Consider the following 14,394-nt stretch of genomic DNA (forward strand, 5'->3'; position numbering starts at 1 on the left):
CCTCCTATCCGTTTAATCTATCTACACTTATATCTCCATGAGTATCTAAATACACATGCACATCTCTGCTATAAGTATCTAATACGAATTCTCTACTTCCTACAATAAAAACAGTATTCTGGTAAGCTTTTTTTGCAAATATATGACCTTTTTTTGCAACTTGAAGTTTTGTAACTACGCCACCTTCGCTGCCTACTTCAGCACATTGTATTTTATTATCTGCTTTAATTAAGCCCCCTCTAGCCACTGCATTTTCGTTAGTAAATATAACTTCGTACTTGGCTAAAATATCTGAAACATATTCTCCTTTTCCATTTACATATATACTTCCAGAACTTTTAATTACACTATCTTGACAGTAGGATATATTCACATCTACCGGCAACGCTATGTTTTTATTTAATTCCTTTAATTTATCTTCTATCATTTCTACTATTTTGTACAATTCATTTACACTTTGTATTTCTATAGGTCCTAGCCCTATTAACTTATTTTTTATTATATCTATAATTTCATTTTTTTCTTCTCCATCAGAACATTTGTATTTTAACATTTTAAAAAAAATCTTAGGTATATTCTTATATTTATTTTCTATAAGAAGTTTAACTATTTCTCCATCTTTATTCACATTATTTGTTAATGCTTTTATTTCATCTGCAGCTTTTATTAATTCCCTTATGCTATCCTTCATTTTATCTAGGCAGTCTATTCTATTTAAAATTTCTACATCTTCTCCCCCGGCGGCAATCTCAGAAGATATGATATTTTTTTGTATATTTATATCACTTTTACTAAAGACTTTCGCCCCAGCAACATTATTATCTATAGCAATTTTACCATGGGCCTTGACCTCCATACCCTCTTTTACACTTCCATGTATAATTACCTCTCCTATAAAATCTATATTGCCATTAGCAATGTCCACATCTCCCATAACTTCATGCACTGGGAAAACGTAAAAAGTTCCATTTTTATAAACAGGTTTTCCTTCTAAGCCTGCAATAACTGTATTTCCCTTAATCAAGGCACCTTGTCCTACTTTTAAAAGTTTTTTCTTAGCCTTAGGCCTTTTTACAAGCTTTCCAAATATATTTATACCATCCTTACCTTCTTTTCCAGAATGCCTTACTGCTATTGTATCACCTTTTTTTACCTCTTTTATGGAATGTAAATTTTTAAAATCTACCTTTTGCATTTCATCTAGCATTTCTTCAGTTAAAGCTTCATCATTAAATTTTATATCTATTATGTCATGCTGATCTTCTATAAAAGGAATGCCCTTTGCTACTAGAATATCCTCCACTCCATTTTCATCTAAGCATTTACATAAATTTTCCCTAATTATTCCATAAGTTATATTTCTCTCCCTTAAGGCTTCCATTATTTCAGCTTCTTTATATGTTGGAGGATACTTCTCTTCTAAAATCTCTTTCTCTAATATTAAAATATTTGTTTCTTTAGCATCCTTAAATTTATATACGCATTGAGGAACATAATTTATTGTCACAAAAGCATGCATCTTATTATTATCCATTTGGATATGTAAAAATCTTTTAGGTGGTTCATCTTCATTGCAAATTTGGATTATGCTATTTTCATTTACCACTGTTAATTCTTTAATTTCCCTACCATCTACAAATACACTTAAATTCTTAGGTGGTAAAATTTGTGGATTCCTGCCCCCTTCTTTAGCAGCTTTAATAATTACTTTTCCATTTTCAACCCTTGCAGTACCATTTTTCTCTTCATAGTTAACTTCATAATTATCTTCATTTTCTTCACTAAGATCATTTCCACTTTCATCCACTTTAACTTCTATAGTAACCTTACTAATAAATAACCCCTTTTTACTTTCTATAATTGTATATTGTAGTTTATCTTCAGATATATTAAGCTTTTTACAAGCCTCTACTATACAATCCTTCAAGGTTTTACACGTAAAACTTAATATCTGCATAACTTTCCCCCACATTTACAACATTTTTTATCTTAAAAATACTCATTTCTTATTTTATCGTCAACTTATGCCTAATCTTTATTTAATAATCCATAATTTATAGTTTTTCTTTTATGTAATTTTCAATATTTTTATCATATTCAATTCTTATATTGTTTAAAACTGCATTGTTAGAAGAATTAAATTTAAATTCTCCCACTTGTTTTATAGGCAATACCTTTGGAGAAGTGCCTGATATAAATAGGGCATCTAGCTTATCTATATTTTTAAAATGGAATCTTTCTTCCCTGACATTTACACCTATATTGTTGCATATATGGATAATCATAGCCCTTGTAACCCCTGGAAGCACTTTATCACACGGTGATGTTATAACTTCACTGCCTTGTATCATAAATATATTTGATTTACTTCCTTCAGTTATATATCCTTCTCTATCCACTAGTATAGCTTCAAAAGCCTGATTTTTATTTATTTCTTCTGTGACTTTGCTTCTAAATTCCATATCTATAACTTTAGCCTTTGGATTAGTTCTCTCGCCATGGTAAAGTATAGTTTTTACTCCTTCTTTATACATCTGTTCTGTTGGATAACTATGTTTTACAAAATAAACTAAAAAATCCTTATTCTCATTAAAATTAAATACCATCTTAATGTTTCCTATTTTAACATCATTTATTTTTACAAGCTTCTGCATATTATTTTTTATTTCTTCTACAGTAAGCCACAATTTATCACCTGTTAATTTAGCAGTATTTTGAAGCCTCTCTAAATGATTTTCTAAATACAATGGCACTCCATCTATTATTCTTATTACTTCATAAAGAGCTCTTCCTTCCTTTAAATATTTTTCATGGAAACAATTAGTATTTTTAATTTCACCATTTAATATATAAAAATCTTTTATGCACTCAGACATAACTACAACATCCCTTTCATAAAATTACTTCCAATATAATACTTCTATATTATCTTTCTTTTTCCTTGCATTAATTAAATAAGGTTTACCAACTAATTTAAACAGTGGTAAATCCGCCATGGAATCAGAAAACATATAAGAATTCTTGAAATCTACTTCTATTCCTTCTTTTTTAATATATTCTTTTAATCTTTTTACCTTTTCTTCACCCTTGCAGTTTTTTCCTATTATCTTGCTTCCGTGTATTCCATCCACCACTTCAAATCTAGTTCCCATAATTTTATCCACTTCTTTTATGTTATATAATTGATTTAAATAAAATTCTGCTGAAGCGGATATTAGAATTATTCTGTATCCCTCTGATTTTAGTTTTTTCATGGTATCTATGGCATCTTTGTAAAGTATTTTACTTAACTTTTCTCTATAAAATTCTTTTACTGTATCCTGCATATGTTTTTCTTCAATACCTTTTATAAATCCTAAAAATTTTTCCTTTGCTTTACCTGCATCATATACCTTTATAGCATAAAAAAATGCTGATATAGCACTCTTTGGAAAGTGAATTATAAATTTGGGATTTTTTTTCATCATAAAAAACATAAATTCCATAGCGGTTTCTCTTTTAGTTAAAGTATAATCCACATCAAATATAGCTAATTTTTCCATAACAATCCTCCAAACATATATTTACCTTATACCAATTATCTCTAATTCTATATTAACACTAATTTTAATTTAATATATTAATTTAAAATAAAGAGCCGATGCATAAGCAGCGACTCTTTACTTTATTAATCTTCTAATAAGCTTTCATAGTATTCTTTAACTTCATCAAATTCCTCATCATCTGGTATAGCAAGTTCTGCTATTTCTTCTCCATCACCTATTACTTTGAATAGATATACTGATCCATCTTCTGGGTTTTGAACAATAGCATATTCATTTTCTTTATATGAAAATCCATCTACTACTTCGCATTTTACTACGTTTCCATTTTCATCTTCTAAGTCTACCATTAAAGCTTCATGTTCGCCACAACCACATCCACATTCATGATCATGCTCATGTCCACCACAGCATCCATGATCTTCACCATGCTCTCCACAACAGCTATGATTTTCTTCTTCATTGCAGCAACATTTTTTTATTTCTTCATTATTCATAGTTATACCTCCCCTTATAGGTTATGGTATAATTTTACCCTTAATTTGATAATTTTAAAAGTCTTTTTTAAAATTATTTCATAAAATATATTTTTTTCAGTCTAAAACATTCTTTTTGCCCTTCTTATCATCCTTTTCATAGTTCTTCCCATATCATTTATTGACCTTCTCATTCTCATCCTTCTCATCATTCTATCCATAATAATATCATCTCCTTTCTATTAATATTTTGTACTGATTAGTTTAATTTAAACTATAAATCTTTTGCCAAATTCGGTAGGTTAATCATATATGATTTATTGGATATGATTAATCGTGTAGTGTAAAGTGTAGCCATTTTGCCACCTATTGGTCTGCTGGCTTACCAGTTCTTTAAGTAATATTTCTTACTATCACAAATTAATTATAAAAAACTCCTTGAGTTTTATCCTTCACCTTACTTTTTACTTCTTACTTCTTAACTAATCCCATTACTTACCTGTAAATTTTATATTTTTATCCGATGACTACCTGCCGTAACACTCCCACTTCTAACAAAGTGGGAGATAACGGCAGCTACGTCCCTGGATAACGATCCCTAACCTTCAGTTGGAGTAAAAACTCCATCTGAAGTTAAGAGCTCTGTTTATTTTATAACTCCAAAAATTCAATAACTAAAAATAAAAAAGGACTATTCCCCACAAGTGGAAAATAATCCTTTTTTATTTTTAGTTGTATAATTTTTTAAGCTAATTATTCAGCAAGTCTTTTGTAGTTTGCTATTCTGTCTTTAGCTTGTTTTTCGTTTAAGTCAAATAGTGAATCTGCTTGATCTGGGAACACTTTTTGAAGTGATGCATATCTAACTTCACCTAATAAGAATTCCTTGAAGTCACCTGTTGGCTCTTTAGAATCTAGTGAGAATGGGTTCTTACCATCTTCAGCCACTGCAGGGTTATATCTATATAATGCCCAGTATCCGCAATCTACTGCTTTCTTTTCTTCTAATTGGCTCTTGCCCATGCCTGATTTTAATCCGTGGTTTATACATGGAGCATAAGCAATTATTAATGATGGTCCTTCATAAGCTTCTGCTTCTTTTATAGCTTTAAGAGTTTGGTTTTTGTCAGCTCCCATAGCTATTTGAGCAACATAAACATAGCCATAGCTCATAGCCATCATTCCAAGGTCTTTCTTCTTAGTTCTCTTTCCACCAGCTGCAAATTTAGCTATAGCTGCTGTTGGAGTAGCTTTAGAAGATTGTCCGCCTGTATTAGAGTAAACTTCTGTATCAAATACAAGAACATTTACGTCTTCTCCAGTTGCTAGAACGTGGTCTAATCCGCCGTATCCTATATCGTAAGCCCAACCGTCTCCACCAAATATCCATTGAGATTTCTTAGTGAAGTATTCTTTTCTAGCGTGCATTTTCTTAGTGAAATCATTTTTATCTTTTTCAGCTTCTAATAATGGTAATATCTTAGCTGCTGCAGCTTTTGATTCATCACCTTTATTCACAACTGATAGCCATTCATTTAAAGCAGCTTTTAAGTCATCACTTACATGATTTCCTTCTATAGCTTCCTTAACTGTTTCAGCAAGAGTTTCTCTTATAGCTTTAACTCCTAGGTACATTCCAAGACCAAATTCAGCATTGTCTTCGAATAATGAGTTAGCCCAAGCTGGTCCATGACCATTTTGGTTTACAGTATATGGAGATGCTGGTGATGATCCTCCCCAAATTGAAGAACATCCTGTAGCATTTGCTACCATCATTCTGTCTCCAAATAATTGAGTTACAAGTTTAGCATATGGAGTTTCTCCACATCCACCACAAGCTCCGCTGAACTCTAGAAGTGGTTGCTCAAATTGGCTTCCTTTTACACTAGCTGATCCCATTGGATTTCTCTTAGGAAGTTTAGCTGCATAATCAAAACCTGCTTGTTCATTGTATTGCTCTCCAAGTGGTTTCATGATAAGTGCTTTTTCCTTAGCAGGACATACTTCAGCACAGCTTCCGCATCCTGTACAGTCCATAACACTTATAGTCATAGCAAAGTTTAATCCTTCGAAGTTCTTTCCACCATTTGCTTTAGTTACTTTAAATCCTTCTGGTGCATTTTTAACTTCTTCATCTGTCAATAAAGCTGGTCTTATAACAGCATGTGGACATACATATGAACATTGGTTACATTGTATACATTTATCTATTTGCCATTCTGGTACATTTACAGCTATACCTCTCTTTTCGTATGCTGCAGTTCCAGCTGGTATAGTACCATCTACATAATCCATGAATTTGCTTACAGGAAGCTTATCTCCTTCTTGTCTATTCATAACATCTGCTACTTCTTTAACGAATTCTGGTCTTTCTCCTCCGCAGCAGCAGCATTCTTCTTCTTTAGAATCTTTCCAGCTTGCTGGAACTTCTATTTTAACTACGCCTTCAGCACCTGCATCTATAGCAGCATGGTTCATGTTAACAACTTTTTCACCTTTTTTGCCGTACATTTGAACAACTGCATCTTTTAAATATTTAGCAGCTTCTTCTACAGGTATTATGTTAGCTAGTTTGAAGAAAGCAGATTGCATTATCATGTTTATTCTTCCACCAAGACCGATGCTTTGAGCTATTTTAACTGCATCTATTGTGTAGAAGTTAATGTTATGTTCTGCAATATATTTTTTCATTGCTGCTGGTAAGTTTTTATCTAATTCTTCTTCATTCCATATAGTGTTTAATAGGAATATACCACCATCTTTAATTCCAGCTAATACGTCATATTTGTAAACATATGCTTGGTTATGACAAGCAACATAGTTAGCTGCACTTATTAAATAAGTAGATTTAATTGGTTTTTTACCAAATCTTAAGTGAGATATTGTAACTCCACCAGATTTTTTAGAGTCATATGCAAAGTATCCTTGAGCATACATGTCTGTATGGTCTCCTATGATCTTTATAGCACTCTTATTAGCTCCAACAGTACCGTCTGATCCAAGACCCCAGAATTTACATTCAGAAGTTCCTTCTGGAACTGTTACAACTGTTTCTTTTATTTCTAGAGATGTATTAGTTACATCATCAACTATTCCTATAGTAAATCCATTCTTTGGTGTTGCAGCATTTAAGTTTTCATAAACAGCTGCTATATGTGAAGGAGTTGTATCTTTTGAACCTAATCCATATCTTCCACCAACGATTAATACATTTTTATCTTTTTCAAAGAATGCATTTCTTACATCTAAGTATAGTGGTTCTCCTTCTGAGCCTGGTTCTTTAGTTCTATCAAGAACAGCTATTTTCTTAACAGTTTTTGGTATATATTTAAAGAAATGTTCTAATGAGAATGGTCTATATAAGTGAACGTTAAGTACACCTACTTTTTCTCCCTTGCTCATTAAGTAATCAACAGTTTCTTCTATAGTATCGCAAACTGATCCCATAGCTACTATCATTCTTTCAGCATCTTCTGCTCCATAGTAGTTGAATAGGTGGTAGTTAGTTCCTATAGATTCATTGATTTTACCCATGTATTTTTCTACGATTTCTGGAAGTGCTTCATAGTATTTGTTAGAAGCTTCTCTTCCTTGGAAGTATATATCTGGGTTTTGAGCAGTACCTCTAGTTACTGGATGCTCTGGATTTAAAGCTTTTTGTCTAAATTCTTCAACTTTATCCATATCTATCATTTTTGCAAGTTCATCATAATCCCACATTTGTATCTTTTGTACTTCGTGAGAAGTTCTGAATCCATCGAAGAAGTTTACAAATGGTACTTTTCCTTCTATAGATGCAAGGTGTGCAACTGGAGAAAGGTCCATAACTTCTTGAACTCCGCCAGATGCTAATAGTGCAAAACCAGTTTGTCTTGCTGCCATTACGTCACCATGGTCTCCAAATATTGATAAAGCATGTGTAGCTAAAGCTCTAGCACTTACATGGAATACTCCTGGTAGAAGCTCTCCAGCAATTTTATACATATTAGGGATCATTAATAATAATCCTTGAGAAGCTGTGAATGTTGAAGTTAATGCACCTGCTTGTAATGAACCGTGAACAGCACCAGCTGCTCCAGCTTCGGATTGCATTTCCATTACTCTTACAGTTTGTCCAAATATATTCTTTCTTCCTTGAGTTGCCCATTCATCTACGTGCTCTGCCATAGGTGATGATGGTGTTATTGGGTAAATTGCTGCAACGTCAGTAAATGCATAAGCAACGTGTGCTGCTGCAGTATTACCATCCATTGTCTTCCATTTTCTTTGGATTGGACTCATTTAAATCATTCCTTTCTTTAAATATGCAATTTTAAGTGCCAATTTTTATTTATATGTAAGGACTGCTAAATTACACAGCCTATATATTAGCTAAACTTTTCCCTAATTCGTAAGCTCTATTCATCTGCTCTTCATTAGGTGATTCTCTTACTACCAAAGTATCCACTACATGGAATCCGTAGTCTATCATTTTTTCCTTCCATTCTTCCATGAATTGCCCATTGTCCCAACCGTAAGATCCAAATAACACAACCTTCTTACCGTTTACAGGAAGCATTTTAAATTCATTAATAAAAGGTTCCATTTCCAATTGTTCAATTTTATTATTGTCCATAGAAGGACTTCCAAAGGCTACTACATCACTGTCTATAACTTCTTGAACCTTTGCTTCTGAAACCAATTTAATGTTTACCTTTGCATTAGAACTTTCAGCGCCTTCTTTTATCTTATTTGCTAAAACTTCCACATTCCCTCCATTGCTCCAGTAAATAATTGACATCTTTTTCACAAAACTCACCTCTCAACACTTTGTTTTAGAAAAAATATCCTATTTTATATTCAATACCCACATATTATTATATACCATATAAAAAATATTTCAACAATTGTTTCATATATATAGTATTTAAATAAATATTGTTACCTTTATTTAAATATTTTTCATTGATACAATGGTATATTTACCATTAAATATTATATTATTCGCTTTTTTCTATTATTGTTCTAATTTCTCTAATTAATTCATCTATATTGTCCTTATGAATTTTTTCGTAGGAATCTATTCTTTTAATTATTTTATCTTTAATTGAAATTTTATCTTCATTAAAAATATTCTTTCCATTAAATAAATCACCTAACTGCATTATTTTTGAATTATATCCTTTACTTTCTAAAGCTTCTTTAAAGCTTTCTTGAACTTCCTTTTCTCCGTGAACTAGTAGTATGCACTTAGGTTTATTTTTAAACCCATCCACCCAGTTTAAGAGTCCTTGCCTATCAGCATGACCAGAAAGTCCATCTAACCTATGAATTTCTGCATTAACTGCTATTTCTTCGCCAAAAATTTTAATCTTCTTTTCTCCATTTAATATTTTATATCCTAAAGTTCCTTCTGCTTGATATCCTACAAATACTATAGAACTTTCTTTTCTCCATAAGTTGTGTTTTAAGTGATGTCTTATTCTTCCTGCTTCACACATGCCGCTAGCAGATATAACCACTGCGCCCCTTTGTATTTTGTTTACCTGTATAGATTTTTCTACTGAGTCCACGAAAGTAAGCCCACTGAAATTTAAAGGGTCATCCCCTTTTCTTATTAATTTTTTAGCTTCTTCATCATATTCTTCTGTATGTCTTTCAAATATCTTAGTAGTTTCATTGGCCAAAGGACTGTCTACAAAAAACTTAACATTTTTAAAGAAATTACTTTCCACATATTTATTTAAACAATATAGAACTTCTTGAGTTCTTCCCACTGCAAAGGATGGTATTATAACATTTCCACCCCTAGATATAGTATTTTTTATTATAGTAGCTAATTTCTCTAACTGATTTGTGATATTACCGTGATATCTATTACCGTATGTTGTTTCTAATATAACATAATCAGCGTAATCTATAATAGTAGGATCTTTTAATATGGGAACATTTATATTTCCTAAGTCACCACTATAAACTAGTTTTACTTCTTCCTGTTCCTCTTGCATAAATATTTCAACTATAGCTGCACCTAAAAGATGCCCTGAATCTTTAAATCTAATTTTAAAACCCGGAAATAATTCTATAAATTTATCATATTTATATCCTCTAAATAAATACATACTTAATTCTGCTATTTTAGCTGTATAAAGAGGTTCTATAGTATCTAATCCCTGTCTAATTCTCTTTCTGTTTTTCCATTCTACTTCCATCTCTTGTATAAAACCACTATCTCTTAGCATTGCACTGCATAAATCCATAGTAGCTTCTGTACAAATAACTTCCCCTTTAAAACCCATTTTATACAAAAGAGGAATTCTTCCACTATGATCAATATGGGCATGAGACAATATCACATAGTCTATTTCCTTTGGATTAAAGGGAAATATATTATTTCCCCTTTCCCTTTCATCTTTTCCTTGATACAAACCACAATCTAAAAGTATTTTTTTCCCACCATATCTAAGAACATGACAAGAACCAGTTACACACCCTGCTGCACCATAAAACTCTAAATCCATACTCAACACTCCCCCTTTTTTTACCTTTTAACTATCTTCTCAATAGTATCAATAATAATGTCTGTTCCATTTTTAATGCCGCTTTCACGCATTTTTTTAATGTACAGATGCTTTTCTTTATAAAGCTCATCTAAATTTTGCAAAAACACTTCATCACTAGTTTCTTCTTCTTGAAGAACTTTGCTGAAACCACTTCTTTTAAATGAATCAGCATTTAATATCTGATCTCCTCTGCTGACTTTAGCAGATAGTGGTATTAATAAATTAGGTTTATTTAAAGCTAATAATTCATATATCACATTAGCTCCTGCTCTAGATACTGCCACATCCGCTGCATTCATAAAATGTTTTAATTCTTCTCCTACGTACTCGTACTGTTTATATCCTTTTTTATCTTCTAAATAAGTATCTAAATTATTTTTACCACAAATATGAATAATATCATACTTATTAAGAAGTTCATCTATATTATTCCTAATTAAATCATTTATAAACTTGGAGCCTAAACTTCCTCCTATTACTAATAAAACAGGCTTTTCTCCTGTAAATCCACATATTTGTAAAGCCTTAATTTTACTTCCTTCAAATAGCTCCTCTCTTATAGGAGTTCCACTTACAATTCCCTTTCCACTTTTTATATGTTTTAAAGTTTCAGGGAAAGTAACGCATATCTTACTGCAGTATGGTAGGGCTATTTTATTTGCTAGTCCCGGTGTCATGTCTGATTCGTGAGAAACTACTGGAACTTTATTTAATCTAGCTCCTATAACTACTGGTACAGAAACAAATCCACCCTTTGAAAATACCACTTTAGGTTTTTCTCTTTTAATTATAGAGGCTGCCTCAAATACTCCCTTTATTACCTTAAATGGATCGGATATATTTTTCAAATCAAAGTATCTTCTAAACTTTCCTGTAGATATGGAATAATATTTTATTCCCTGCTCTTCTATTATTTTTCTTTCAATTCCCTGCTCACTACCTATATATTCTATTTCATATCCTAATTCTCTTAGCTTTGGTATTAACGCTAGGTTAGGAGTCACATGTCCCGCTGAACCTCCACCAGTCATTATTATCTTCATCTTTTTCATCCTTCCTACTTCTAACTATAATTTTATTATACCTTTCATTGGTAATTGAAATTACTAAAATTTTAAATTTAAATTTATTAGTTTTAAATATAAAATGAAGTTTGAAATTCCCTAGGAATTTCTTTAATTTATATTTTCAATTGTCAATTGTCAATTGTTAATTGTTAATTATTAATTATTAATTCTTAATTATTAATTCTTAATTCTTAATTCATATTATATACCACATTGTCCGTACAATGAAATAAAAATTCAGCAAAAAAACTTCCAATTGAACATTTGTTTTCTATACCTTGTACGTATTTCATGTGTATCCTTCAATCTACCAATATAATTAATAGAAAATGTGCAATAATAATAATACACCAATAAAAAAGGAGGTTGTTAAAATGAGAAACTTAGTACCAGAAGCTAGAAATGGATTAAACAGATTTAAAATGGAGGTAGCTAATGAACTAGGCGTACCATTTACAGATTACAATGGTAATTTAACTTCTAGACAATGTGGTTCTGTTGGTGGTGAAATGGTTAAACGAATGGTAGAGCAATACGAAAGAACTTTATAAAATTAGCTCTATAATACTCATTTCGCAAAACATGGTTTCAATGCTTATTAACTATATGAGGGATATGGCAAAACGCCATATCCCTTAACCATTATAATTTAGTTTGATAATCTAATATCGTTTATTTTTAATTGAAGATAATCCCTGTCCATATAACTATTTTTGAAAGGTGAAAATATAAGATCCACCTTAAGTCCTTGTGGATTCTCTAATACTCTTAAATATTCATCTCCGTATTCTTCCCTTAATAATTCCATAAACTCTTCCACTTTACCAAATCCAAGAGCATCCATAAAATTACCTTCTCTTGTAGAAATGCACCTTAACTTTAATGTATTTTTATCCTTACCTAAAATAGATATAGATTTTACCGGTATATTTTTTTCTGCTAAAACAGGAGCTGGATTTCCTTTTCCAAAGGGTTCTAACATTTTTATTTGATTTATAATATCAAAATTAATCTCTCTCAAAGGCAATCTCTTGTCTATTCTTATTTTGGGTATTATATCCTCATCTGTAAGGCTACAATTTTTTAGTAATGCTTCTCTTAATTTAGGTATATTTTCTTGTTCTATGGAAAGCCCTGCAGCCATAGGGTGTCCACCAAATTTATATATATATTCTTTACATTTTATAAGCTCTTCAAATAAATTATACTCTTCTATTGACCTACCTGAACCTTTTGGCATTTCTTTTCCCTTAGTTAATACGATAGTTGGAACATTATACTTTTCTTTTATTTTTCCAGCCACAATGCCTGCAATACTTTCGTGTACATTTTCTTTATAAATCAAAAATACCTTTTGATCCTTCATAGAAGATTTTTCTATACTTTCAATAATCTCTTCTACATTTTCATTGGTTATATCCTGTCTTTTTTTATTTAATTCGTATAAAATCTCAGCTAACTCTTTAGCTCTCTTTTCTTCATTACATAACAAAAGTTCCACTGATAAAGATGCATTTTCCAACCTGCCTGTAGCATTTATGCATGGTCCTATTTGGAAGCCGATGGTATAGGAATTTATACTCTTACACCCTATATGCTCTATTAAACATTTTAACCCTAAATTAGAAGTTTTATTTAATTGTTCTAAAGCTTTTTTGGCTATTATTCTATTTTCATCTATTAAATCCACTATATCGCATATGGTGCCAATGCCTGCTAGTTCTATATACTCATCTATATTATAGTTAACATCTAACTTTTGAAATAAAACTTCAGCAAATTTAAATGCAATGCCTGCCCCACACAAAAGCTTAAAAGGATAGTTGCAGTCTTTTCTCTTAGGATTGATAACCGCATTTGCTTCTGGTAAAACATATTTCCTGTTCCCATTTTCCTCTATGAAAGGAAGCTCGTGGTGATCTGTTATAACCACAGTCATACCTAATTCCTTAGCTAATTTAACTTCTTCAGTACAGGATATACCATTGTCACAGGTCAATATTACATTTATTCCCTCTTCATTAAGTTTCTTTATTCTTTCACAGTTCATACCATAACCTTCTGATTCCCTATCTGGTACATGGTATTTAACATCTGCTCCACAAGCTTTTAAGGCCTTGTATAATATAGCAGTACTAGTTACTCCATCCGCATCATAGTCTCCATATATACATATTTTTTCAGCCTTTTCTATAGCATCTTTTATTATTTCTGTTCCTTTATCCATGTCCTGCATTAAAAAAGGATTATGCAAATCTTTAACTGAAGGTTCTATAAATTTTTTTATATCTTCGCTTTCCATAATTCCTCTATGGATCAAAATTTTCACCACTGTAGGACTTAAATTTGTTTCTCTTGATATTCTTTCAATATCAATTTTAGTATTTCTAAGCAGCCATTTAGATTTCATTTTTTACTCCTTTTTCTATAAGTTTTATCCGATGACTACCTGCCGTAACACTCCCACTTCTGACAAAGTGGCAGATAACGGCAGCTACGTCCCTGGATAACGATCTCTAACCTTCAGTTGAAGTAAAAACTCCATCTGAAGTTAAGAGCTCTGTTTATCCGATGACTACCTGCCGTAACACTCCCACTTCTGACAAAGTGGCAGATAACGGCAGCTACGTCCCTGGATAACGATCTCTAACCTTCAGTTGAAGTAAAAACTCCATCTGAAGTTAAGAGCTCTGTTTATCCGATGACTACCTGCCGTAACACTCCCACTTCTGACAAAGTGGCAGATAACGGCAGCTACGTCCCTGGA

10 protein-coding genes are annotated in these 14,394 nt (G+C 31.7%); 1 reads left to right on the forward strand and 9 read right to left on the reverse strand.

Annotated features, from left to right (window positions below):
• Window positions 1-4: 4 nt before the first annotated feature.
• The 8 genes from FGK85_RS00390 to FGK85_RS00425 form a co-directional block, all read right to left on the reverse strand.
• A complete protein-coding gene (locus FGK85_RS00390) occupies window positions 5-1,957 on the reverse strand; it encodes a flagellar assembly protein A (RefSeq protein WP_171011283.1) in 1,953 nt (650 codons plus the stop codon).
• 97 nt (window positions 1,958-2,054) lie between these two features.
• On the reverse strand, window positions 2,055-2,876 hold the full coding sequence (locus tag FGK85_RS00395; protein ID WP_138202720.1) for an aminotransferase class IV: 822 nt from the start codon (window positions 2,874-2,876) through the stop codon (window positions 2,055-2,057).
• A 24-nt stretch (window positions 2,877-2,900) separates the two neighbouring features.
• Window positions 2,901-3,542 (reverse strand): HAD-IB family hydrolase, encoded by a 642-nt coding sequence (locus FGK85_RS00400; protein ID WP_138202722.1) that lies wholly within the window; start codon window positions 3,540-3,542, stop codon window positions 2,901-2,903.
• A gap of 125 nt (window positions 3,543-3,667) precedes the next feature.
• Window positions 3,668-4,039, reverse strand: coding sequence for a DUF1292 domain-containing protein (locus FGK85_RS00405; protein WP_138202724.1), 372 nt, complete (start codon window positions 4,037-4,039; stop codon window positions 3,668-3,670).
• A 732-nt stretch (window positions 4,040-4,771) separates the two neighbouring features.
• Window positions 4,772-8,299, reverse strand: coding sequence for a pyruvate:ferredoxin (flavodoxin) oxidoreductase (gene nifJ / locus FGK85_RS00410; protein ID WP_138202726.1), 3,528 nt, complete (start codon window positions 8,297-8,299; stop codon window positions 4,772-4,774).
• A 79-nt stretch (window positions 8,300-8,378) separates the two neighbouring features.
• Entirely contained in the window at window positions 8,379-8,807 is a 429-nt protein-coding gene (locus FGK85_RS00415; RefSeq protein WP_138202728.1) for a flavodoxin, read from the reverse strand.
• 190 nt (window positions 8,808-8,997) lie between these two features.
• Window positions 8,998-10,518, reverse strand: coding sequence for an MBL fold metallo-hydrolase RNA specificity domain-containing protein (locus FGK85_RS00420; protein WP_138202730.1), 1,521 nt, complete (start codon window positions 10,516-10,518; stop codon window positions 8,998-9,000).
• A 20-nt stretch (window positions 10,519-10,538) separates the two neighbouring features.
• Window positions 10,539-11,612: an undecaprenyldiphospho-muramoylpentapeptide beta-N-acetylglucosaminyltransferase gene (locus FGK85_RS00425; protein WP_138202732.1), complete on the reverse strand. Its 1,074-nt coding sequence runs from the start codon at window positions 11,610-11,612 to the stop codon at window positions 10,539-10,541.
• 389 nt (window positions 11,613-12,001) lie between these two features.
• Between FGK85_RS00425 and FGK85_RS00430 the strand changes: the two genes are divergently transcribed.
• Window positions 12,002-12,178, forward strand: coding sequence for an alpha/beta-type small acid-soluble spore protein (locus tag FGK85_RS00430; protein WP_035289760.1), 177 nt, complete (start codon window positions 12,002-12,004; stop codon window positions 12,176-12,178).
• A gap of 98 nt (window positions 12,179-12,276) precedes the next feature.
• Here FGK85_RS00430 and recJ read toward each other — a convergent pair whose 3' ends face one another.
• Complete coding sequence (recJ, locus tag FGK85_RS00435) at window positions 12,277-14,037, reverse strand: single-stranded-DNA-specific exonuclease RecJ (protein WP_138202734.1); 1,761 nt, start codon at window positions 14,035-14,037, stop codon at window positions 12,277-12,279.
• Between the last annotated feature and the right edge of the window lie 357 nt (window positions 14,038-14,394).

The sequence above is a fragment of the Haloimpatiens lingqiaonensis genome, assembly GCF_901447495.1.
Lineage (GTDB): Bacteria > Bacillota > Clostridia > Clostridiales > Clostridiaceae > Haloimpatiens > Haloimpatiens lingqiaonensis.

Excerpts from the sequence above, each read along its gene's own strand:
- FGK85_RS00390 (WP_171011283.1), bottom strand. The coding sequence starts at position 1,957 with ATGCAGATATTAAGTTTTACGTGTAAAACCTTGAAGGATTGTATAGTA.
- FGK85_RS00395 (WP_138202720.1), bottom strand. The coding sequence starts at position 2,876 with ATGTCTGAGTGCATAAAAGATTTTTATATATTAAATGGTGAAATTAAA.
- FGK85_RS00400 (WP_138202722.1), bottom strand. The coding sequence starts at position 3,542 with ATGGAAAAATTAGCTATATTTGATGTGGATTATACTTTAACTAAAAGA.
- FGK85_RS00405 (WP_138202724.1), bottom strand. The coding sequence starts at position 4,039 with ATGAATAATGAAGAAATAAAAAAATGTTGCTGCAATGAAGAAGAAAAT.
- nifJ (WP_138202726.1), bottom strand. The coding sequence starts at position 8,299 with ATGAGTCCAATCCAAAGAAAATGGAAGACAATGGATGGTAATACTGCA.
- FGK85_RS00420 (WP_138202730.1), bottom strand. The coding sequence starts at position 10,518 with ATGGATTTAGAGTTTTATGGTGCAGCAGGGTGTGTAACTGGTTCTTGT.
- FGK85_RS00425 (WP_138202732.1), bottom strand. The coding sequence starts at position 11,612 with ATGAAAAAGATGAAGATAATAATGACTGGTGGAGGTTCAGCGGGACAT.
- FGK85_RS00430 (WP_035289760.1), top strand. The coding sequence starts at position 12,002 with ATGAGAAACTTAGTACCAGAAGCTAGAAATGGATTAAACAGATTTAAA.
- recJ (WP_138202734.1), bottom strand. The coding sequence starts at position 14,037 with ATGAAATCTAAATGGCTGCTTAGAAATACTAAAATTGATATTGAAAGA.